Raw genomic sequence first — 21397 nt, 5'->3', positions numbered from 1 at the left:
CTTGCTGGAATCGGCGTGAAGAATCAATCGACGCAAAAATAAAGCCGGGCGAAATGTCAATCGCCCGGCGTCAATATGTGGTAGGAATTTTGGCTTTGGTTAATAGCGGTAGTGTTCCGGCTTGAACGGCCCCTGCGGCGTCACGCCGATATAGGCGGCCTGTTCGCCGGACAGTTCGGTTAGCCGGGCACCGAGCTTGCCGAGATGCAGGCGCGCGACCTTTTCGTCGAGATGCTTCGGCAGCACGTAGACCTGGTTCTGGTACTGGCCAGGCTTGCTGTAGAGTTCGATCTGCGCCAGCACCTGGTTGGTGAACGAGGCCGACATGACGAAGCTCGGATGGCCGGTGGCGTTGCCGAGGTTGAGCAGGCGGCCTTCCGACAAAAGGATCATCCGCTTGCCGTCCGGGAAGGTGATCATGTCGACCTGCGGCTTGACGTTGGTCCATTTCAGGTTGCGCAGCGACGCCACCTGGATCTCGTTGTCGAAGTGGCCGATATTGCCGACGATCACCATGTCCTTCATCGAACGCATGTGGTCGAGGGTGACGACGTCCTTGTTGCCGGTGGTGGTGATGATGATGTCGGCGGTGGGCGCGGCGTCTTCCAGCGTGACGACCTCAAAACCGTCCATTGCCGCCTGCAGCGCGCAGATCGGATCGACCTCGGTGACCTTGACGCGGGCGCCGGCGCCCTTCAGCGAAGCCGACGAGCCCTTGCCGACGTCGCCATAGCCGCACACCACGGCGACCTTGCCGGCCATCATGGTGTCGGTGCCGCGGCGGATGCCGTCGACCAGCGATTCCTTGCAGCCATATTTGTTGTCGAATTTCGACTTGGTCACCGAATCGTTGACGTTGATCGCCGGGAACGGCAGCAGGCCCTTCTTCTGCAGCTGATAGAGCCGGTTGACGCCGGTCGTCGTCTCTTCGGTGACGCCGCGGATCGCTTCCTTCTGTTTGGTGAAGAAGCCGGGCGAAGCCTTCAGCCGCTTCTTGATCTGGGCGAACAGGATCTCTTCCTCTTCGCTGCCCGGGTTGGAGAGCACGTCCTCACCGGCTTCGGCGCGCGCGCCGATCAGGATGTACATGGTGGCATCGCCGCCATCGTCGAGGATCATGTTGGAGGTGCCGCCATCGGTCCACTGGAAGATCCGATCGGTGTAGTCCCAGTAATCCTCGAGCGTCTCGCCCTTGATGGCGAACACCGGGATGCCGGCTTCGGCGATCGCCGCCGCCGCATGATCCTGGGTCGAGAAGATGTTGCACGAGGCCCAGCGGATATCGGCGCCCAGCGCCTTCAGCGTCTCGATCAGCACCGCCGTCTGGATCGTCATGTGCAGCGAGCCGGTGATGCGCGCGCCCTTGAGCGGCTTCTTGTCGCCGAATTCCTCGCGGCAGGCCATCAGGCCCGGCATTTCCGTTTCGGCAATCTCGATCTCCTTGCGGCCCCAGCCGGCAAGTGAGATGTCGGCGACCACATAGTCCTTGCTACCCGTCATGGCAGTGCTCCGGTGTGAATTGTCTGCGGCACGCGCCCGCGCCGGAAGGCGCATGGAGGGGCGCGAATTGCCGGCCTGACTAGCAGATCGCCCGTCAAACGACAATGGGATATAAAGAAATCTTTATTCGTGCATGTCTTCGCACGACGCGCCGGCTTGTCCGCCGTCAGGGTTCTGCCGGAAAGTCGCCGTCAGCTTTCCTCGCCGAAGCGCGAGGCGACCAGCTGCTCCAGCGCGTCCATCGCCTGCAAGGCTTGCGGCCCGCTGGCGGTGACGCGGATCGAATAGCCGGGGCTCGCCGCCAGCATCATCAAGCCCATGATCGAAGTGCCGCCGACCTTGACGCCGTCCTTCTCGACATCGACCGTGGCGTCGAAACCGCTGGCGACCTGGACGAACTTCGCCGAGGCGCGCGCATGCAGGCCGCGCTGGTTGACGATCGGAAACTCGCGCACGACCTGGTCTTTCTCCGGCGACAGCGCGTTCATTTGCTGCTCAGGAGCTGGCTGGCCACGTTGATGTATTTGCGCCCCGCCGCCTGCGCCTCGTCGAGCGCGGCGGCCATGTTGTCGCCCTTGCGGATCGAGGAAAGCTTGATCAGCATCGGCAGGTTCATGCCGGCGATCACCTCGGTGCGGCCCGATTCCATCACCGAAATGGCGAGGTTGGAAGGCGTGCCGCCGAACATATCGGTCAGGACGATGACGCCGGCCCCGGTGTCGACGCGCGCCACGGCGTCGACGATGTCGCTGCGCCGCTGCTCCATATCGTCATCGGCACCGATCGCCACGGTTTCGAAATTGTCTTGTGGCCCGACGACATGTTCCACGGCATGTCGGAACTCGGTGGCCAGTTGACCGTGCGTTACAAGCACGAGTCCGATCATTCGTTGGTGGCTCCCGTCATCGCCGCTTCACAGGCGCATTTTATGCTCGCCAGCCATTCCAGGCGGCGGGAGCGCTATCTTGTCGACGCGAGGCGCGTTGACAAGCCCAAAATTGCGCCGGCCCGGGCCATTTTGACGCATTGCAACAAAAAATCCGGACCGGATCATAAAAAAGGCGCGATGGACAACCGCGCCATCACCGCCGGCAAGGCGGTCGCGGCGTTGCGCTCGGCAAGGTCGATACGCGGCACCGGGCAGCCGGCGACCGGCTCGCTGATTTCCTCCTGGAAACGGGCCATCTCTGCCTTCGGCACCAGCCGCACATGCAGGTCGATCACGCCGCCCGGCTCGAACGGCAGCGGACGCGGAATGAACCCAGGCACCTCGGCGAGACCGGCGATGGCCGCTGGCACGCGGCAGACCAGCCGCCCCGCATGGCTTGAGGCAAGCAGCCGGTCGTCGCCTATCATGCGTGAAAACAGCCCGCGTGCGCGGCAATGATCGAGCAGTATCAGTGCCAGCGTCGTCTTGCCGGCGCCCGACGGCCCGGTGATGAGGACGCCGCGCTCGCCGATCAGGATCGCGGTTCCGTGGATGTTTTCAGGCTTCGCGGCGGCATCGGGCATGATCGTGTTCGGACCGGTCAGCCTTCGGCCGGCAAGGTGACGACGAAGCGCGCACCCTTGATCTCGCCGGGCTTGGTGCCAGGGATGTTCTCGGCCGTCAGCGTGCCGCCATGCGCCTCGACGATCTGCCGGCTGATCGACAGGCCGAGGCCCGAATTCTGGCCGAAGGCTTCGCCGGCCGGTCGGTCGGTGTAGAAGCGCTCGAAGATGCGGTCGATGTTGTCGGCCCGGATGCCGGGACCGTTGTCGTCGACGGTGACGATGTTGACCTTGCCGGCGCGCGCCAGCGAAATGGCGATGTGGCCATGGTCTTCCGGCACGAAGGAGCGGGCATTCTCGATCAGATTGGTGATGACCTGGCCGATCCTGAGGTCGTGGCCGGTGACGAAATAGCCTTTGACGCCCTGCGGCAGCTTGGCGACCTTGAACTCGATCTCGACCGCCTTCTTGTTGCGAGTCGCCTCGCGCGACACGGCGACGAGATCGGTGATGAACTTCTTCAGGTCGACGGTCCCGGCGTCTTCGCGCGCGAGCTCCGCGTCCAGCCGGGAGGCGTCGGAAATGTCGGTGATCAGCCGGTCAAGCCGGCGGACATCGTGCTGGATGATCTCCATCAGACGCGCGCGTGAATTGTCATTCTTCGCCAAAGGTAGAGTCTCCACGGCGCTGCGCAGCGACGTCAGCGGGTTCTTCAATTCATGCGAGACGTCGGCCGCGAAACTCTCGATCGCCTCGATGCGGGCATAGAGCGCATTGGTCATGTCGCGTACGGCGATCGACAGATTGCCGATCTCGTCCTGGCGGTCGGAAAAGTCGGGGATTTCCTCGCGGTTCTTGACGCCGCGCCGCACCCGCACGGCAGCGGCTGACAGCCGCCTGAGCGGATTGGCGATGGTCGAGGCAAGCAGCATCGACAGGATGGCGGTGACGAGTGCGGCGATGCCGAAGACGCGCAGGATCGCCTTGCGCTCGGCAGCGACGATCTTGTCGATGTCGCCGCCCTCGGTCGACAGCATCAGCACGCCGAGCACGGCGCGGAAGCGCTGGATCGGCACGGCGACCGAAACGATCTGCTCGCCCTGCTCGCTGATCCGCACGATGGTCGACGGGCTGCCGGTCAGCGCCTTGACCACTTCGGGGAAAGCCGCACCATTGCCGCCCGGCTGTTCGTGGTAGACCGGCAGGTCGGTGTTGCGGAAGAAGTCGAAGACGAATTTCTGCACCCGCTCCAAAAGGTCCGGTTCCTCCTCGTCGACCGGCGGCAGGTCGTAGCGCAGGATCTGGCCGCGCGAATAGAGATGGCGCGAATCGAGCAGCAGGTTGGCGTCGCGGTCGTAGATGCGGGCGCGCGTGCGCGTCGGCGAGATCAGCCTTCTCAGCACCGGCGCGACGCGCTCCGGATTGATCGGGAAATCCAGATTGTCGAGCTGGTCGGAGCCGGGTCCGAGGCTTTCGCCGGCCTGCAGCTCCAGCAGCTTTTCCGGATCGATGCTGATCGAATCGGTTTCGACCGTTGCCGACGCCGCGATCGCGCCGGCGATGATCTCGCCCTGCGTCATCAGGCTTTCGACACGGGCATCGATCAGCCCGTCGCGGAAGGTGTTGAGGTAGAGAATACCGGTGACCAGCACGGCCAGCCCGGCAAGGTTGAGGAACAGGATGCGCCGGGTCAGGCTGGAAAAGATGTGATGGCCGAGGAAACGGCGCATCGGCACGGTGATCTTCGACAGGAATGCGGGCAGAATCCGCGACGGGCGCCTGGCAGCGCCCGCCCTTCTGCTCCGCTCTACGTCCACTGCCATCGAATAGCAGCTCCCGCCTAGTCCTGGTTTTGATGCATGTCGTTGCCCCAAAACCGGGACCACTTTTGGGCGACATGCATTAATTTATGCCTCGCGGAACCGGTATCCGACTCCGTAAAGGGTTTCGATCATCTCGAAGTCGTCGTCGACGGCCTTGAACTTCTTGCGCAGCCGCTTGATGTGGCTGTCGATGGTGCGGTCGTCGACATAGACCTGTTCATCATAGGCCGAATCCATCAGCGCATCACGGCTTTTTACCACGCCCGGACGCTGCGCCAGCGAATGCAGGATCAGGAACTCGGTCACGGTCAACGTCACCGGCTCGCCCTTCCAGGTGCAGGTGTGGCGCTCCTGGTCCATGACCAGCTGGCCGCGTTCCAGCGAGCGGGCCTGCTGGCTGGGCGCCTTGGCCGCCGCCTCGCGGGCGCTGGTGCGGCGAAGCACCGCGCGCACCCGCTCGACCAGAAGACGCTGCGAGAACGGTTTGCGGATGAAGTCGTCGGCGCCCATCTTGAGGCCGAACAGCTCATCGATCTCGTCGTCCTTCGAGGTCAGGAAGATCACCGGCAGATCGGATTTCTGGCGCATCCGGCGCAGCAGCTCCATGCCGTCCATGCGCGGCATCTTGATGTCGAGGATGGCGAGATTCGGTGGCCGCGCCGCCAGGCCTTCCAGCGCTGACGCCCCATCCGTATAGGTCTCGACGCGGTAGCCCTCCGATTCGAGGGCAATCGACACAGACGTCAGAATGTTGCGGTCGTCATCGACAAGCGCGATTGTTGCCATTTCAAGCGGCTCCCTCATGAGCTGTCCCTTCTTTCGTAGAGAAGGGGCTTTTGCAGGACAAATTAGGTACAAAATGTGGCATAGGCTCCGCCCGCTGTCACGGACGGTATACCGGCGGCCACTATCGCACCCCTACGCGGATTGGACGATCGACGACTGCCAATCCTTTGGGCAACCATCAGGCTTTTTTGCACATATAAACGATTTAAACAACTTTCAAAATTTTTAAATCGATTAAAGATTTGATATCATTCGTGTTTTCTGGTTCTGACCGTCTCAGCCTCCTTCGCGGGGCACCGGTAATTCACCGGCCAGGACGCGGCAAATCACAGAAGGGACACTTGATGTCGGAAGCCGGCAAACGCAATCCCGCATGCAAGATCGATCTCGAGACCACCGGTGTGGTGCGCTATAATTTTAGCGCCGCGGCACTCTACGAGGAGGCGATCGGCCGCGGCGAGGCCCGGCTCACCGCCCATGGCGCGCTCGTCGCCGAGACCGGCCAGCACACCGGCCGCTCGCCGAAGGACAAGTTCGTCGTCCGCGACGCGACGACCGCGCCGCATGTCTGGTGGGACAACAACAAGGCGATTTCACCGGCTGAGTTCGACACGCTGCTTGCCGATTTCCGCACCCATGCGGCAGACAAGGACCTCTATGTCCAGGATCTGGTCGGCGGCGCCGATGCCGAACTGAAGCTGCCGACCAGGGTGATCACCGAATTCGCCTGGCATTCGCTGTTCATCCGCAATCTGCTGATCCGCCCTGAAGCCGACGAGCTCGAGCATTTCGTACCCGAAATGACCATCATCGACCTGCCGTCCTTCCGCGCCGATCCGGCCCGCCACGGTACCCGCACCGAGACGGTGATCGCGGTCGATCTCACGCGCAAGATCGTGCTGATCGGCGGCACCTCCTATGCCGGCGAGATGAAGAAGTCGGTCTTCACCATGCTCAACTACCTGCTGCCGGCGAAAGGCGTGATGCCGATGCATTGCTCGGCCAATGAAGGGCCTGCCGGCGACGCGGCGGTGTTCTTCGGCCTGTCGGGCACCGGCAAGACGACGCTGTCGGCCGATCCCTCGCGCACGCTGATCGGCGACGACGAGCATGGCTGGGGTCCGCACGGCATCTTCAATTTCGAGGGCGGCTGCTACGCCAAGACGATCAGGCTTTCGGCTGAGGCCGAGCCGGAGATATTCGCCACCACGCGGCGCTTCGGCACCGTGCTGGAGAATGTCGTGCTCGGCGCCGACCGCGTGCCGGATTTCGACGACGGCAGCCTCACCGAAAACACGCGCTGCGCCTACCCGCTCGACTTCATCCCCAACGCCAGCAAGACGGGCCGCGCCAGCCATCCCAGGAACATCATCATGCTGACCGCCGACGCCTTCGGCGTGATGCCGCCGATCGCCAGGCTGACGCCGGCGCAGGCGATGTACCATTTCCTCTCCGGCTACACGGCCAAGGTGGCCGGCACCGAAAAGGGCGTCATCGAACCGGAAGCGACGTTCTCGACCTGCTTCGGCGCGCCGTTCATGCCGCGCCATCCGTCGGAATACGGCAATCTGCTGCGCGACCTGATCGCCGGCCACGACGCCGATTGCTGGCTGGTCAACACCGGCTGGACCGGTGGCGCCCACGGCACCGGTCGCCGCATGCCGATCAAGGTGACGCGGGCGCTGCTCGCAGCCGCACTCGACGGCTCGCTGAAATCAGCCGATTTTCGCACCGACGCCAATTTCGGTTTCGCGGTGCCGGTGGCGGTTGCCGGCGTCGACAGCGCCATTCTCGATCCCCGTTCGACCTGGGCCGACAAGCCGGCCTATGACCGGCAGGCGGCAAGGCTGGTCGGCATGTTCGCCACCAATTTCGAGAAGTTCGAAGCCCATGTCGATGCAACGATCATGGGCGCGGCGCCGCGCCTGCAGGAAGCCGCGGAATAGCGCTTTCGGCATCCGCCTGCGTATCGAGACCCGGCTTCGGTCGGGTCTTTTCTTTTTTGTCTCGCCGCGTCATGACTGCGGCATGAATGCCGACGAAAAAATCATCATTGCCGACGAGGCGACAATCCATCCGGGCGACCTGCACGAGGATTTCATCCGCTCGTCCGGCCCAGGCGGCCAGAACGTCAACAAGGTGGCGACCGCGGTGCAGCTGCGCTTCGACGCCGCCAACGCGCAGGGCCTGTCGGAGCGCGTGCGCGAAAGGACCATAAAACTCGCCGGCCAGCGCGCCACCAAGGACGGGGTCGTCGTCATCGAGGCCGGGCGCTTCCGCACGCAGGAGCAGAACCGGGCGGACGCGCGCGCCAGGCTGACGGCTCTCGTGGCCAAGGCGGCCGAGCCGCCACCGCCGCCGCGCAAGAAGACCAGGCCGTCCAAGGGCGCCGTCGAACGCAGGCTGAAAACCAAGGCTGGGCGCTCCACGGTGAAGAAGCTGCGCGGCCGCGTCGGTGACGACTGAGGTTGTCTTGCCCGGCAAAAGCGGCTTTCGGGTCGCCGCTTTCTTCTGAGGATGGCATTCTCCGCCGGACAAACCGGATGAGGCGCAAACTCTGATGCTCGTTTTGCCCAAAGGCGTGCGCCATATGCCCGGCTACCTGCCGCGTGCCGCGCAGGAAGCGCTGGTCGAGGAGATCAGGAAGGTGGTGCAGGCCGCACCCTTGTTCGTGCCGGCGATGCCGCGCACCGGCAAGGAGATGAGCGTGCGCATGACCAATTGCGGTCCGCTCGGCTGGGTCACCGACATGCAGCAAGGCTATCGCTATCAAGCGGCGCATCCGGCGACCGGATTGCCATGGCCGCCGATTCCGGACGCGTTGCTGCAATTGTGGCAAGAGGTAGCGGCTTATCCGCATCCGCCGCAGGCCTGTCTCGTCAATTTCTATTCGAGCGAGGCCAAAATGGGTTTGCACCAGGACCGCGATGAGGCGGATTTCTCCGCCCCCGTCGTCTCCGTGTCATTGGGCGACGACTGCCTGTTCCGCGTCGGCCAGACGACGCGCGACGGGGCGACCCGATCGGTCAGGCTGAAGAGCGGCGATGTCGTCGTGCTCGGCGGCGAGGGCCGCCTCTGCTTCCATGGCGTCGACCGGATCTATCCGTCGACCTCAGCGCTGCTCAAGAATGGCGGCCGGATAAATCTGACGCTGCGGCGGGTGACCCTGCCGGCGTGATGGCCCGGCGCCGGGGCGTCTCGGGCCCTGACACTGGCTTACTTTGAAGCGTGTTCGGTGCCGGCCTGGAGAGTGGAAATCCTACTGCTGCGCACATAGACGGTGACTGTCGGCTCGCGATGCAGGACCTCGTATTGCTGCAGCACAAGCGCGATCCGCGGATCGCGCAGCATGAGATCGTCCCAGAGCTTCCCGGTCCCGGCGCTGTATAGCACGATGTCCGGTTTCTTGGCGGCGATCTCCGACGCCAATTGCCCGATGATCTCGTCGCGGATGGCTTCCAGCCGGTACCGCTGCCCCGGATCATCGGTGCTGGCGGCGAGCAGGTTGGCGTTGTAGACGGCCCAGGCCGCGGGATAGCGCGAGACAAAGTCGCCATTGACCAGCCTGGCGAGGGGGTGGGCCACCTGCAGCCGGGCTGCAAGCGACGTGATCGTCGGCTTTGGGCCGATGCGCTGGATCGAGGCGACGGACCGCTCGATTGCCCCGTTGTCGGCGATTAGGAAAAGCCGCTGGATACCGGCCGAGGTCTGCAATATGAGGAAGCCGCCAAGGGCGGCGGCGAGCCAGCCGACCGGCTTCACCCGGCCATTGTCGCCCGCGCGTAGCAATTGCACGCCAAAGGCGAAAATGCCGAGAACCATCATCGGCAAGGCATGATTTGGCCAGCCCTTGCCCATGATCAGGAAGGCTGGAACGAAGCCAAGCGCGGCTAGCAACAGGATTTTGGCGTCCCAATGCATCTGCCTGAAACCGCCGGCCAGAAGCACCGTCGCCGCCGCGAAAAAGAGCAGCAAACGCGGCCAGGTCGAAAGCAGAGCCAGCCAGGGCGCGCGCGCCGGCAGATAGACGTCTCGCAGAAACGGCAGGATCTCGGTCAGGAATGTCGTTTGAAAAATCACGACATAGGAGATGTAAAGAGCAACGATCGCGGCGCCGACGATGTTTTCGACGACGAACAGCGGTTTCAGGGATCGGCGCTGGAATGCCAGGCAGATGGCGGGCAAGGCAAAGGCCAGCGCGAAATGCGGCGGCTTGACCATCACCACGATGGCCGCGCAGACGCCTGCGACGACCTGTTCCCAACCCGTGCCGGCGGCAAACCCCGGCGCCCGCTGGCGAGCGCATTGAAGCGCGATCCAGGGCAGGATTGCGATCGTCGCGAAATGCTCGCGCTGGCCGAATTCGCCGGGGTGGAAGCAGAGCAGGACAAAGAGTGCGGCCGGCAGCGCCCAGAGCGCGCGGGGCTGGCGATAGGCCGAATCGGCGCGCGCCAGGATGCGGGCGGAGATGGCAAGGCTGGCCAGTCCGGCGCCGATCACGCCGAGGGCCAGCCACAGTTCGGCGCGGCCACCGACCAGCCGTTCCAGGAGCATGAATGGCATGTAGAGCCAGATCGAGAACGGCGGATTGACCTCCATGAGGTCGACGTTCAGCCGCTCGCCGTTCAGCAGCCGGTCGCAGACGACCAGCAGCCACGACACATCGACATTGGTCGGCACGACCACGAGCGCCAGCCATGCCGCGTAGGCGGCCACCGCCAACGTCAGGAAGAGCGGCACCACTGTCACCCAGAGGGGCAGCGTCGCCGGCGCCGTGTGCGCCATGGGCTTGTCGAACGGTTCCACCCTAGACATGGCGGAACGCCCGGCGGTCGAGCGTGATGGAATTCGCCAAAGGCGCGGCGATGCCGGTTATAACGACCGCAGCGGCCATACCCCGGTTCTCGGTGAGTAAGATGATCGCCAGGCTCACCATAAGGTCTTGCGCCGAAGTCCCTCGGCCTCCTGACTTACGGTGGAGCGAACATAGACAGTGATTGCCGGCTCCGTGTGCAGCACACGATAGTCGCTCAAGACTGCGGCGATCCTCTTGTCGCTCAGCATGAGCGCATTCCAGGCGGGATCGGCTTCGGGGCCCGACAGCACGATATCGGGCTTCCTTGCCGATATCTCGGCGGCGAACTCGCCGATTGTCCGATCGCGGATGGTCTCCAGCCTCTGTTTCTGTTCGGGATCATCGGCGGTGCGCACAAGTTTCTCCGCCTTGGAGACCATCCACGCACCCGGGTGGCGCGATATGAATCTGCCATCGACCAACCGGGTCAGGGGGTGTGCGGCCTGCATCTGAGCGGCAATCGATATGATCGTGGGGTGCCCGATCGTGCCGCGGATTGCCGCGACCGATCGCTCGATCGGCCCGTTGTCCGCCGCCAACGCGATATACTGCGCTCTGACCGTCGTTTGCAGCACGAGCACGCAGCCGAAGATCAGCGCGGCCCTGCGCACGATCCCTGCCTTGTGAAAATCACCAAACCGCAGGAGCTGAAGGCCTGACGCAAGTACCGTGATCGCCACCATCGGCAGCGCATGGTTCGGCCAGCCCTTGCCCATGAGCAGGAATGCAATGACCAGGCCGAGCGCGCTCGTCAGCAGTATCCTGGTGTCCCAATGCACATGCCTCGTCCCGCCCATGGCGATGACGATGGCGGCGGACAGCAGCAGCACGACCTTTGGCCAGTTTTCCAGATTGTCGATGAACGGGGCGCGGATCGGCAGATAGACGTCCCCGAGAAGGGGCAGGATGTCGGTGAAGTAGGCGCGGTCAAAGATCGCAATGCAGGCGACATAGCCGACGACGATCGCTGCGCCGACGAGGTTTTCCGTGACGAAGAGCAGTCTTGGGGAGCGCCGCTGAAATGCAAGACACAGCGATGGCAGCACCAGAGCCAGCGCGAAGTGGGGCGGTTTGACCATGACCATGACAGCCGCACTGAGTCCGGCCAGGATGCGCTCGGCAAGCGATCCGGCGACGAAATCCGGCGTCCGCTGGCGCGCGCACTGCAACGCCAGCCAGGGCAAGATGCCAATCAGTGCGAATTGCTCGCGTTGACCAAACTGGTCCGGCAGGAAACACAGGATCATGAATACTGCAGCCGGCAATACCCATAAGACGCCAGGCTGCCGGTAGACCGGGTCGACGCGGACCAGAATTCGAGCGGAAGCGAACAGGCTGGCCAAACCGAGACAGACGACACCGAGCGTCAGCCAGAGTTCAGCCCCTATGCCGGTCAGCTTTTCCAGGAGCATGAACGGCATGTAAAGCCAGATCGAAAACGGCGGATTGGTCTCCAATATGTCCGTGTTCAGCCGCTCTCCCGCGAGCAGCCGGTCGCACACGACCAGCAGCCACGACACATCGACATTGGTCGGCACGATCGCGATCGCCAGCCATGCGGCGTAGGCTGCACCCGCCAATGTCAGGAAAAGCGGCGCCGCCGTCAGCCAGACGGGTCGCGACGACAGCTCCAGGCCAGCCAGGGGTCTGTCGAAGGGTTCAGCGCTAGACATTGCGGAACACCCAGCGGCCGAGCACGATATAATTCACCAGCGGCACGGCGATGCAGGTCAGAACGACCGGAACGGCCGCGGGCATGCCCAGTTTCTCGGTGAGAAGGACCGGCAGGGCGATGGCTGTCGCCAGGCCTGTTGCGTTGAGCAGGAGAAAGCGCGGCAATTCGAAGGCGTGGGCGCCGGCCGACACGAAGGTGAAATATTTGTGCCCGGCATAGGAGAACAGCCCGGCGATCGCATAGGCGACCGCCGACGCCAGGGTCGCCGGCAATATGGCGGCCCCGGCGCCGCCTCGCGAAAGCAGCAAGGCGCAGGCGCCATAGATCAGCGTCGAGGCGCCGCCGATGACGGCGAAGCGCGAAATCCGGCCATAGCGGGGCACGTTCAGCATCTTGGGGGTCAGGCCGCCAGTCTGCCACCTTCGGCGTCGAAAGCCGCATCTTTGCCGAACACGGCCAGCAGCGACACGCCGAAAGGCAGCTCGGCATTCGGCACGATCCGGCTCTCCGCCGAAAACAGCGCCTTCATCGCGCTATTGATCGGCTTCGGCGGCATTGCCTGTCCGGAGGCGGTGTTCGAGCGGCGCAGGCGATCGGCAAGGCGGGCAAGTGCCGCGACCGGAAACAGCGCCGCGTTGGTATAGCTCAGCTTCTCGATCCGGTATCCGGCCTGCTCGATGCGCGCCTTCAGCAGTTCGCGCGAATAGCGCCGCATGTGGTGCAGCCCGACATCGTGCTTGCTCCACAGCCATTGGTGCGCGGGAACCGTTAGCACGACCTTGCCGCCTGGCTTCAGCATGCGGCGGATCGTTGCCAGCGAGGCTTCGTCTTCGGCAACGTGTTCCAGCACGTCGAACAGGCAGATGAGGTCGAAGCCTTGCGACGCGACGGGCATACCGTCGGGGAGGTGCCCGGCAAGGAAGTCGTGGCCGGTCTTCTCGCGGGCGATCTGGCGGGCAAGATCGTTCATCTCCACCGCTGTGACAGCGCCGAACTGCTGCAGCATCTGGATGTTGCCGCCGGTGCCGGCACCAATCTCGAGGATGTCGGCGTCGCCCGGCAGGCCGAGACCGCGGATGACCGCTTCGGCGATGGCGCGCCGCCCGCAGAACCACCAATGCTCGTCCTCGGTGGCCGCCATCTGTCGGTAGGCGTCGAGCTCCATCAGTCCGTCCCCTCATATGTGCGGCGCACGATGTAGATCGGGCGCTGTTTGATCTCGGCATAGACGCGACCGAGGTACTGACCGATGATGCCGATGCCGAGCAACTGGATGCCGCCGAGAAAGAGGACGCTGACCAGCAGCGAGGCATAGCCGGGCACGTCGATGCCGAACACCAGTGTCTTGGCGATGATCAGCAGGCCGTAGAGGAACGACAAAGCCGAGATCGTCGCGCCGACATAGGTCCAGATCTCAAGCGGCGCGGTCGAGAAGCTGGTGATGCCTTCGAGCGCGAAGTTCCACAGCCGCCATCCAGAAAACTTGGATTGGCCGGCGATGCGCTGATCGCGTTTGTATTCGACCGTCGCGGTGCGAAAGCCGACCCAGGCGAACAGGCCCTTCATGAAGCGCCGCCGTTCAGGCAAAGAGCGCAGCGCCTCGATCACCTGCCGGTCGATCAGCCGGAAGTCGCCGACATCGTGCGGGATCTTCTGCTGCGCGATCCAGTTGTGGACTCGATAGAACATCGACGCGGAGCGCTGCTTGAGAAAGCTGTCGCTCGACCGGTTGGCGCGCTTGGCAAGCACGACCTCGAAACCCTCGCGCCATTTTTCGACGAGCATCGGAATGACATGTGGCGGATCCTGCAGGTCGACATCCATGGGGATCGCGGCATCGGCATCGCAGCAGTCGAGACCGGCGGTGAGCGCGGCTTCCTTGCCGAAATTACGCGACAGGTCGATCACCTGGATGCGCCGATCGGTTCGCTGTGCCTCGATCAGCCTCTCGAGCGTCGCATCGCTGCTGCCGTCATTGATGAAGATGAATTCGAAGGCGACGCCGGCGTCCTTCAGCGGGTCGATATTTTCACGCACGGCCGCCAGGAAGGGAGCGATCGCTGCTTCCTCATTGTGCACCGGCACGATCAGAGCGACCATGGCCGTCCCGCTCTTCGGGCTCGTTTCGCCGGCAGTGGCCGGTCGATCGATATGAAGGAATGGCGCGTTCATTGCCTGCCGAAGCCCGCGGATCAGGCCCCGACAATAGAAAAGCTCGGTTAAGATGACTTTAAGGAATGCCTCAAGATTTCACAGCTTCCTGAGAGCCACTTCCTCGACCAGGTGATTGGCGCCCTTGCGCAGGATGAGATCGGCCCGTGCGCGCGTCGGCAGGATGTTTTCGCGCAGGTTCTTCAGGTTGATGTTGGCCCACAACCCCTCGGCGATGGCGCGCGCCGCATCTTCTGAAAGCTGCGAATAGCGGTGGAAGAAGGAGTCCGGATTGCGGAAGGCGGTTTCGCGCAACCGCATGAAGCGCTGGATATACCATTGGTGGATCAGCGCCTCATCGGCATCGATATAGATGGCGAAGTCGAAGAAGTCGGACAGGAACGGCACGATCTTGCCGTCCCTCGGCAACTTGCCCGGCTGCAGCACATTGATGCCTTCGAAGATCAGTATGTCTGGTCGGTCGATGGTGACGAATTCGCCGGGGATGACGTCATAGGTCAAATGCGAATAGACAGGCGCGCGGACATTGCGCTGCGCCGATTTAATGCCTGACAGGAACCTGAGCAGTGCGCCGACATCGTAGCTGTCGGGAAAGCCCTTGCGCTCCATCAGATTGTCGCGGCGCAGGATTTCGTTCGGCAACAGGAAACCGTCTGTCGTGATCAGATCGACCTTGGGGCTCGACGGCCAGCGCGCCAAAAGTTCCTTGAGCACGCGCGCCGTGGTCGATTTGCCGACCGCGACGGAGCCGGCAATGCCGATGATGAAGGGCGTCTTGACCACGTCCTGGGCGTTGAAGAAGGCCTGCCGCTGCCTGAACAGCAGCTGGCTCGCCTCGACATGCGCCGAGAGCAGCCGCGACAGCGACAGATAGATGCGCTTGACCTCTTCGAGGTTGACCGGGTCGTTCAGCGAACGCAGGCGGTTGATCTCGTCCTCGGTCAGCGTCAGCGGCGTGTCGGCGCGGAACTGTGACCATTGCTCGGCTGAGAAGAAACGATAGGGCGAATATTTCTCGGTAGGAGCAAGCTGGTCCATCGAGTTTCCTGCCCTCCTCGCGGTCAGCCCTTCGGCCGGGATGCCTTTTCGGCGACGCCCGAGCGGCCGGTGCGGCCCTCGAGTTCTCTCAGCACGTCGTGCAGCGGAACCCCCGCGATGCCAAGGACGACAAGCCAATGATATATAAGATCGGCACTTTCCGAAACGAGGGCCTGCTTGTCGCCCTTCACGGCGGCGATCACCGTCTCGACCGCCTCTTCGCCGAGCTTCTGTGCCGCCTTGTCGATGCCCTTGGCGAACAGTTTTGCCGTCCACGAGTCCGGGTCGCCGGACCGGGCGCGTTCGCCGATGATTTTTTCCAGATCAGACAGTGAAAACTGAGCCATTTGCGCCGTTTAGAGCCGATTGTCCAGGGAGTCCAGCCGCATGGGCAGCCCGGCACGGGCCATATGCGTCTTGGCCTGCGCGATCGTGTAGGTGCCGAAATGGAAGATCGAGGCCGCGAGCACGGCCCCGGCATGGCCGTCGCGTATGCCTTCCACCAGATGGTCGAGCGTGCCGACGCCGCCGGACGCGATGACCGGCGCGCGCACCGCATCCGCAATGGCGCGGGTCAGCGCAAGGTCGTAGCCGGCCTTGGTGCCGTCGCGGTCCATCGACGTCAAAAGGATCTCGCCGGCGCCGCGATCGACCATCTGCCTTGCGAAGTCGACGGCGTCGATACCGGTCTTCTCGCGCCCGCCATGGGTGAAGATCTCCCAGCGGTCGGCCTCATTGGCCGCGGATACCTTCTTGGCGTCGATGGCGACCACGATGCACTGGTTGCCGAACTTGTCGGCGGCTTCCGCGACGAAATCGGGGTTCTTCACCGCCGCCGTGTTGATCGACACCTTGTCGGCGCCGGCCAGCAGCAGCTTGCGGATGTCGGCCACCTGGCGCACGCCGCCGCCGACCGTCAGCGGCATGAAACATTGTTCGGCGGTGCGGGCGACAACGTCGAAGATGGTCTCGCGGTTGTCCGACGACGCGGCGATGTCGAGAAAGCAGAGCTCGTCGGCGCCGGCCGCGTCATAGGCCTTGGCCGCCTCGACCGGATCGCCGGCATCGACCAGGTCGACGAAATTGACGCCCTTGACGACGCGTCCGTTCTTGACATCGAGACAGGGGATGACGCGGGCCTTCAGCATCAGCTTTTCTCCAGGGTCGCAAGCAGGTCGACCAGCAACTGGCCGACCAGCGGCGGCACGTCGCCCTTGGCGTCGAAGGCCGGATCGTAGGCGGAGATGGTGAGGCCGACGAGCGTCAACGGTCCGGCCATGCCGCACATCGCCTGACGCACTTGCTCCGGAGCCGGACCGCCAGGAGTGGCGTAACGGTTGGCCTGCAGCGCTTCGGGGTCATGCACATCGAGATCGATGTGCATGTGGATGCGCTCGGCGCCGGCGTCCTTCAGTTTTTGCGCCGCGCCGGCCCAGTCCGGGCATTCGGTCCGGATGACCGGCAGCGTCTCCAGCAATTGCTCTTCCGCAGTGTCGAGGTCGCGCGCGTTGACCAGCACGCAGCGGGCAGGATCGATTGCCTTGAACCCGGGGATCCGCGCCGAGATAGGTCGCCAGCAAAGCCCGAGCACGGTCGCCAGCGCCATGCCGTCGAGAAAGCCCGATGTCGAGGTATCGGGCGTGTTGAGGTCGCCATGCTGGTCGGCCCAGATCATGGCATCGGCGCCTTCGCCGGCCACCGCGCCGGCGCTGGTCAGGCAATTGCCGGCAAGCACAATGGGAAACCGGCCACGGTCACAGGCGATGCGGACTTCGCCCGACACAGCGCTGCAGACGGCGAAGCCGGTTGCGATCTCACGCTCCTGCTCGTCGCTCATCCTGCCTATGTCGTGAACGTCAATGTCGTGCCCGGCAAGCTTGAGCGCGTCGGTCAGCCCGCCGGCAATCAACGCGTCCGGCCCCTGGCCGCAGCCGCCGTGATAGTAACCGCTGTCATAGGACGCCAGGATGATCGTGACGTTCACGGCGTTGTCTCCGCCTGTTTGCCGCTCAAGATCGCCAGCGCCTCGGCCGGATCGATGCGCCCGTCATAAAGCGCGCGGCCGGAGATCGCGCCTTCGAGCCTCTTCGCGTCGGGCATGGTCATGCGCACGATGTCGGCGATCGAGGCGAGCCCGCCGGAGGCGATCACCGGGATCGACACCGCTTCGGCCAGGTCGATGGTGGCGTCCCAGTTGATGCCGGTCAAAACGCCGTCGCGGTCGATGTCGGTGTAGATGATGGCGGCGACGCCGGCGCCTTCGAATTTCTTCGCCAGTTCGATGACGCCCAGGCTCGACGCCTCGGCCCAGCCTTCCACCGCCACCTTGCCGCCCTTGGCGTCGATGCCGACGGCGATCTTGCCCGGGAAGGCCCTGCAGGCCTGCCTGACCAGGTCGGGGTCACGCACCGCAACCGTGCCGAGGATGACGCGGGCAAGCCCGCGGTCGAGCCAGTCCTCGATCTGCTCGAGCGTGCGGATGCCGCCGCCGAGCTGAACCGGGCTCTTCGTCGCCTTGAGGATGGCGCCGACCGCCGCGCTGTTGACGCTCTGGCCCTTGAAGGCGCCGTTGAGGTCGACGACGTGCAGCCACTCGAAGCCTTGCTCCTCGAAAGCTTTAGCCTGTGCGGCCGGATCGTCATTGTAGATCGTCGCGGTCGCCATATCACCGTGCTTCAGGCGCACGCATTTGCCATCCTTGAGGTCGATGGCCGGAAACAGGATCATCTAGGCGCCCTCGACAATGACGAAGTGGCCGGTCGATGCCGCCAGCCGGTATTTCGAGGCTTCTTTGTATTCAGGCGATTCGTAGCAGGCGATCGCCGTCTCGTAAGACTCGAACTCGACCAGCACGTGGCGGTTTCCGGTCGGTCCCTCCGGGCTCACATAACGTCCGGCGCGCACGGGGAACTTCGCGCCATATTTGACGAAGGCTTTTGCATTGGCCTCGATGTACTGCTTGTAGACCTCGGGGTCGCGAACATCGATCATCGCCATCCAATAGCCCTTCTTGCTCATGGGTTAAGGCCTCCAGCGCAGGAAATTGGTGATCAGCGCCAGGCCGAGCGCCTGGCTCTTCTCGGGATGGAACTGTGTGCCGACGAGATTGTCGCGCGCGACTGCCGCCGTCACCGGGCCGCCATAGTCGGCAATTGCCAGCACCTCGTCGGCCTTATTCGCATCCAGATGGTAGGAATGGACGAAATAGGCGTGCAATCCCTTGGTCCCGGTCGTGATGCCCGAAAACAGCGGATGCTTGCGCGTCATCTCGATGGTGTTCCAGCCGATCTGCGGGATCTTCAGCGCCGGATCGGTGGGCGTGATCTCCTTGACGTCGCCGGCGATCCAGCCAAAACCCTTGGTCACGGTCTTTTCCAGACCACGTTCCGACATCAGCTGCATGCCGACGCAGATGCCGAGGAAGGGCCGGCCCTTGACGATCGCCACCTCTTCCACCGCGTCCCACATGCCGGCGACGGCCTTGAGGCCGGCCGCGCAGTCGGCATAGGCGCCGACGCCGGGCAGCACGATGCGGTCGGCGGTGCGGACGCGTTCCGCATCGGCGGTCAGCTCGATCGCCGCCGCGATGCCGGCCTCATGCGCGGCGCGCTCGAAGGCCTTGGTGGCCGAGCGCAGATTGCCCGACCCGTAATCGATGATCGCTATCCGCATGTCAGGGCTTTCCGGGCGTGTGGGTCAACCCCAATGCAATGCCGGTCTGAGGCGGCCGCGCCAGGGCGGCGTCCGGAACGATGCGCTGCATCGTCGCCTGCTCCTCCGCCTTCGCTTCGGCCTCCAGGGCATCGCGCGTCTCAGCGTCATAAAGCCTGTCGGCCGCGACGACGCCCCTTTCATGCCAGCCGCGGCGGCGCAGTGCGGCGATCCGCAACGCCTGCCCCTCCAGACCGATGTAAAGCGAGACCAGCAGCGACAGCAGCGAGCCGGCCCAGGCAAGCCCCAGTTTTTCGCCAAGCATCGACAGGATGGCCATGACGACAAAGGCGAGTGCAGCCTCGACCCACAGCCGGTGCCAGGCGAGCCACAACGGCGCCGCCAGGAAGCCGAGCCAGGCAAATCCGTCGCGGACAAAGGTCACGTCGGCCTTTTCGCTGCGGCCTGGCGGTTCCATCACGACATAGACGGCCATCGCCTATCCTTTCAGAGATCCCTTGGTGGAGGGCACCGCATCCGGCTGGCGCGGGTCGCGTTCGAGTGCTGCGCGCAGCGCCCGCGCCACCGCCTTGAAGCAGGTCTCGGCGATGTGGTGGTTGTTGGCGCCGTAATGATTGGTCACGTGCAGCGTGATCCCGGCGTTCTGCGCCAGCGCTTGGAAGAATTCGCGCACCAGCTCGGTGTCGAAGGTGCCGATCTTGGGCGACGAGAAGGAGACGTTCCAGATCAGGAACGGACGGCCGGAGACGTCGATCGCCGCCCTGGTCAGCGTCTCGTCCATGGCAAGATCGATCGAGGCATAGCGCATGATGCCGCGCCGCTCGCCGAGCGCCTTGGCCAGCGCCTGGCCGAGCGCGATGCCGGTGTCCTCGACAGTGTGGTGATCGTCTATGTGCAAATCGCCCTTGGCCTTCACCGTCATGTCGATCAGCGAATGGCGCGACAGCTGGTCCAGCATATGGTCGAAGAAGCCGACGCCGGTCGCGATGTCCGACTTGCCCGAGCCGTCGACATGGACCGATACGGAGATATCGGTTTCCTTGGTCTTGCGGCTTGCTTCGGCGGAACGGGGCGACATGACCTCATCCTTGTCCATGGTTTCACGGCCTTCCAAGCCCTCACACGCTTGAAAGCGAGAGCCTTCTAGCAGCATGGTCCGGCGATTGCCAGTTGCCATGCGCGGCGCTATCGAGGCTTGCCGGAGGCCGGTTTGCAATCGCTTGACCCATGCATACATATGGCCGATCAAGTCACTCGTAACGCGCCGGATCGCCTTATCGGGATCGGTGCTGATCGGAGCAGGAAATGTCGAATGAACTGACCATGCACGCCACGACCATCGTGACGGTGCGCAAGGGCAGCAAGGTGGTGATCGCCGGCGACGGCCAGGTCAGCCTTGGCCAGACCATCATGAAGGGCAACGCCAAGAAGGTGCGCCGCATCGGCAAGGGCGGCAATGTCATTGCCGGTTTCGCCGGCGCCACCGCCGATGCCTTCACTCTTTTGGAGCGGCTTGAAGCCAAGCTCGAACAATATCCGGAGCAGCTGACGCGCGCCTGCGTCGAGCTCGCCAAGGACTGGCGCACCGACCGCTACCTGCGCCGGCTGGAAGCCATGATGCTGGTGGCCGACAAGTCGGTCTCGCTGGCGCTGACCGGCACCGGCGACGTGCTCGAACCCGAACATGGCGTCATGGCCATCGGCTCCGGCGGCAATTACGCGCTGGCCGCCGCCCGCGCCCTGATGGATTCCGACAAGGACGCCGAAGAGATCGCCCGCAAGGCGATGCAGATCGCGTCCGACATCTGCGTTTACACCAACAACAACTTCGTCATCGAAACGCTCGATGCCGCCTGAGCCGGCCAAACAGAGCGATGTGTACGAATTTCGGCCGGTGACCGAAAAGGACCTGCCGATGATCGCCGGTTGGCTGGCCGAACCGCATGTCGCCGAATGGTGGGACGATCCCGACAAGGAAATCGCCGAGATCCGCGAGCATATCGACTCGATTTCGGTCGAACCGCTGATCGTCGAGCTGGACGGCAAGCCGATCGCCTATCTGCAGAGCTACGACCCGCATCTGGAGGACGACCATCCCTATGCCGACCAGCCGTTCGGCACGCTGGGCATCGACCTGTCCATCGGCAGGCCGGAGCTGGTCGGCGTCGGCCATGGCTCGGCCATCGTGCGTCAGTTCGTCGAACAGCTTTTCGAGGAAGGGGTGCCGCGCGTCATCATCGATCCGCATCCGCAGAACGCGCGCGCCATCCGCGCCTATGAGAAGGCCGGCTTCAGGGCGATCGGACGCAGGCAATCGGAATATGGGGACGCCGTGCTGATGGCTGTTGATGCGGCCGATGGCGACGCGCAAGAGGGGCACTGACC

25 protein-coding genes are annotated in these 21397 nt (G+C 63.8%); 5 read left to right on the top strand and 20 right to left on the bottom strand.

Features of this window, described 5'->3' with window-relative positions; translation table 11 throughout:
• Nucleotides 1–99: 99 nt before the first annotated feature.
• The 6 genes from ahcY to DH08_RS05940 all read right to left on the bottom strand — a co-directional run bounded on the left by ahcY (nucleotide 100) and on the right by DH08_RS05940 (nucleotide 5600).
• Nucleotides 100–1500 carry an adenosylhomocysteinase gene (ahcY, locus tag DH08_RS05965; RefSeq protein ID WP_192178340.1) on the bottom strand — a complete coding sequence of 467 codons (1401 nt, stop codon included), beginning with the start codon at nucleotides 1498–1500 and terminating at the stop codon, nucleotides 100–102.
• Nucleotides 1501–1691: 191 nt separating this feature from the next.
• On the bottom strand, nucleotides 1692–1988 hold the full coding sequence (locus DH08_RS05960; protein WP_006201270.1) for an HPr family phosphocarrier protein: 297 nt from the start codon (nucleotides 1986–1988) through the stop codon (nucleotides 1692–1694).
• Nucleotides 1985–2386, bottom strand: a complete 402-nt coding sequence (locus DH08_RS05955) for a PTS sugar transporter subunit IIA (RefSeq protein WP_006201271.1) — start codon at nucleotides 2384–2386, stop codon at nucleotides 1985–1987. The genes DH08_RS05960 and DH08_RS05955 overlap by 4 nt, the downstream gene beginning before the upstream one ends.
• Before the next feature lie 164 nt (nucleotides 2387–2550).
• Nucleotides 2551–3012, bottom strand: a complete 462-nt coding sequence (locus DH08_RS05950) for an HPr kinase/phosphorylase (RefSeq protein WP_192178339.1) — start codon at nucleotides 3010–3012, stop codon at nucleotides 2551–2553.
• Nucleotides 3013–3029: 17 nt separating this feature from the next.
• Nucleotides 3030–4814: a sensor histidine kinase gene (locus tag DH08_RS05945; protein WP_006201273.1), complete on the bottom strand. Its 1785-nt coding sequence runs from the start codon at nucleotides 4812–4814 to the stop codon at nucleotides 3030–3032.
• Nucleotides 4815–4898: 84 nt separating this feature from the next.
• On the bottom strand, nucleotides 4899–5600 hold the full coding sequence (locus DH08_RS05940) for a response regulator transcription factor (RefSeq protein WP_006201274.1): 702 nt from the start codon (nucleotides 5598–5600) through the stop codon (nucleotides 4899–4901).
• A 344-nt stretch (nucleotides 5601–5944) separates the two neighbouring features.
• On the opposite strand from DH08_RS05940, the gene DH08_RS05935 reads away from it, so the two are divergent.
• The 3 genes from DH08_RS05935 (at nucleotide 5945) to DH08_RS05925 (ending at nucleotide 8778) form a co-directional block, all read left to right on the top strand.
• Nucleotides 5945–7546, top strand: a complete 1602-nt coding sequence (locus DH08_RS05935) for a phosphoenolpyruvate carboxykinase (protein ID WP_192178338.1) — start codon at nucleotides 5945–5947, stop codon at nucleotides 7544–7546.
• 82 nt (nucleotides 7547–7628) lie between these two features.
• Entirely contained in the window at nucleotides 7629–8066 is a 438-nt protein-coding gene (gene arfB, locus DH08_RS05930; protein WP_040582465.1) for an alternative ribosome rescue aminoacyl-tRNA hydrolase ArfB, read from the top strand.
• Between the two features lie 94 nt (nucleotides 8067–8160).
• Nucleotides 8161–8778, top strand: a complete 618-nt coding sequence (locus DH08_RS05925) for an alpha-ketoglutarate-dependent dioxygenase AlkB family protein (protein WP_192178337.1) — start codon at nucleotides 8161–8163, stop codon at nucleotides 8776–8778.
• Between the two features lie 38 nt (nucleotides 8779–8816).
• Here DH08_RS05925 and DH08_RS05920 read toward each other — a convergent pair whose 3' ends face one another.
• The 14 genes from DH08_RS05920 to hisB all read right to left on the bottom strand — a co-directional run bounded on the left by DH08_RS05920 (nucleotide 8817) and on the right by hisB (nucleotide 20090).
• Nucleotides 8817–10415 carry a diguanylate cyclase family protein gene (locus DH08_RS05920; protein WP_192178336.1) on the bottom strand — a complete coding sequence of 533 codons (1599 nt, stop codon included), beginning with the start codon at nucleotides 10413–10415 and terminating at the stop codon, nucleotides 8817–8819.
• Between the two features lie 114 nt (nucleotides 10416–10529).
• Complete coding sequence (locus tag DH08_RS05915) at nucleotides 10530–12128, bottom strand: hypothetical protein (protein ID WP_192178335.1); 1599 nt, start codon at nucleotides 12126–12128, stop codon at nucleotides 10530–10532.
• A complete protein-coding gene (locus DH08_RS05910; protein WP_192178334.1) occupies nucleotides 12121–12522 on the bottom strand; it encodes a GtrA family protein in 402 nt (133 codons plus the stop codon). The genes DH08_RS05915 and DH08_RS05910 overlap by 8 nt, the downstream gene beginning before the upstream one ends.
• An 8-nt stretch (nucleotides 12523–12530) precedes the next feature.
• Nucleotides 12531–13295: a class I SAM-dependent methyltransferase gene (locus DH08_RS05905; RefSeq protein WP_192178333.1), complete on the bottom strand. Its 765-nt coding sequence runs from the start codon at nucleotides 13293–13295 to the stop codon at nucleotides 12531–12533.
• Nucleotides 13295–14230, bottom strand: coding sequence for a glycosyltransferase family 2 protein (locus tag DH08_RS05900; protein ID WP_192178332.1), 936 nt, complete (start codon nucleotides 14228–14230; stop codon nucleotides 13295–13297). Before DH08_RS05900 ends, DH08_RS05905 begins: the two co-directional genes overlap by 1 nt.
• Before the next feature lie 150 nt (nucleotides 14231–14380).
• Nucleotides 14381–15340 carry a type I pantothenate kinase gene (gene coaA, locus DH08_RS05895; RefSeq protein WP_006201285.1) on the bottom strand — a complete coding sequence of 320 codons (960 nt, stop codon included), beginning with the start codon at nucleotides 15338–15340 and terminating at the stop codon, nucleotides 14381–14383.
• A gap of 23 nt (nucleotides 15341–15363) precedes the next feature.
• Nucleotides 15364–15687, bottom strand: coding sequence for a phosphoribosyl-ATP diphosphatase (locus DH08_RS05890; protein WP_192178331.1), 324 nt, complete (start codon nucleotides 15685–15687; stop codon nucleotides 15364–15366).
• A 9-nt stretch (nucleotides 15688–15696) separates the two neighbouring features.
• On the bottom strand, nucleotides 15697–16491 hold the full coding sequence (gene hisF, locus DH08_RS05885; RefSeq protein ID WP_192178382.1) for an imidazole glycerol phosphate synthase subunit HisF: 795 nt from the start codon (nucleotides 16489–16491) through the stop codon (nucleotides 15697–15699).
• Nucleotides 16488–17324, bottom strand: a complete 837-nt coding sequence (locus DH08_RS05880; RefSeq protein WP_192178330.1) for an arginase family protein — start codon at nucleotides 17322–17324, stop codon at nucleotides 16488–16490. The genes hisF and DH08_RS05880 overlap by 4 nt, the downstream gene beginning before the upstream one ends.
• Nucleotides 17321–18067 carry a 1-(5-phosphoribosyl)-5-[(5-phosphoribosylamino)methylideneamino]imidazole-4-carboxamide isomerase gene (hisA, locus tag DH08_RS05875; RefSeq protein WP_192178329.1) on the bottom strand — a complete coding sequence of 249 codons (747 nt, stop codon included), beginning with the start codon at nucleotides 18065–18067 and terminating at the stop codon, nucleotides 17321–17323. Before hisA ends, DH08_RS05880 begins: the two co-directional genes overlap by 4 nt.
• A complete protein-coding gene (locus DH08_RS05870) occupies nucleotides 18068–18358 on the bottom strand; it encodes a DUF1330 domain-containing protein (RefSeq protein WP_192178328.1) in 291 nt (96 codons plus the stop codon). It lies immediately after the preceding gene.
• Nucleotides 18359–18361: 3 nt separating this feature from the next.
• Complete coding sequence (gene hisH / locus DH08_RS05865) at nucleotides 18362–19012, bottom strand: imidazole glycerol phosphate synthase subunit HisH (RefSeq protein WP_192178327.1); 651 nt, start codon at nucleotides 19010–19012, stop codon at nucleotides 18362–18364.
• Between the two features lies 1 nt (nucleotide 19013).
• Nucleotides 19014–19487 carry a DUF2628 domain-containing protein gene (locus DH08_RS05860; protein WP_192178326.1) on the bottom strand — a complete coding sequence of 158 codons (474 nt, stop codon included), beginning with the start codon at nucleotides 19485–19487 and terminating at the stop codon, nucleotides 19014–19016.
• A 3-nt stretch (nucleotides 19488–19490) separates the two neighbouring features.
• On the bottom strand, nucleotides 19491–20090 hold the full coding sequence (gene hisB / locus DH08_RS05855) for an imidazoleglycerol-phosphate dehydratase HisB (protein WP_192178325.1): 600 nt from the start codon (nucleotides 20088–20090) through the stop codon (nucleotides 19491–19493).
• Between the two features lie 227 nt (nucleotides 20091–20317).
• Between hisB and hslV the strand changes: the two genes are divergently transcribed.
• Complete coding sequence (hslV, locus tag DH08_RS05850; protein WP_006201294.1) at nucleotides 20318–20869, top strand: ATP-dependent protease subunit HslV; 552 nt, start codon at nucleotides 20318–20320, stop codon at nucleotides 20867–20869.
• Nucleotides 20859–21395 (top strand): GNAT family N-acetyltransferase, encoded by a 537-nt coding sequence (locus DH08_RS05845; protein ID WP_192178324.1) that lies wholly within the window; start codon nucleotides 20859–20861, stop codon nucleotides 21393–21395. The genes hslV and DH08_RS05845 overlap by 11 nt, the downstream gene beginning before the upstream one ends.
• Nucleotides 21396–21397: the final 2 nt, after the last annotated feature.

Origin of the sequence: Mesorhizobium amorphae (assembly GCF_014843845.1) — a bacterium.
Lineage (GTDB): Bacteria > Pseudomonadota > Alphaproteobacteria > Rhizobiales > Rhizobiaceae > Mesorhizobium > Mesorhizobium amorphae_A.
Note: the sequence above shows the minus strand (reverse complement) of the source record. Positions and strands in the feature narration are given on the sequence as shown.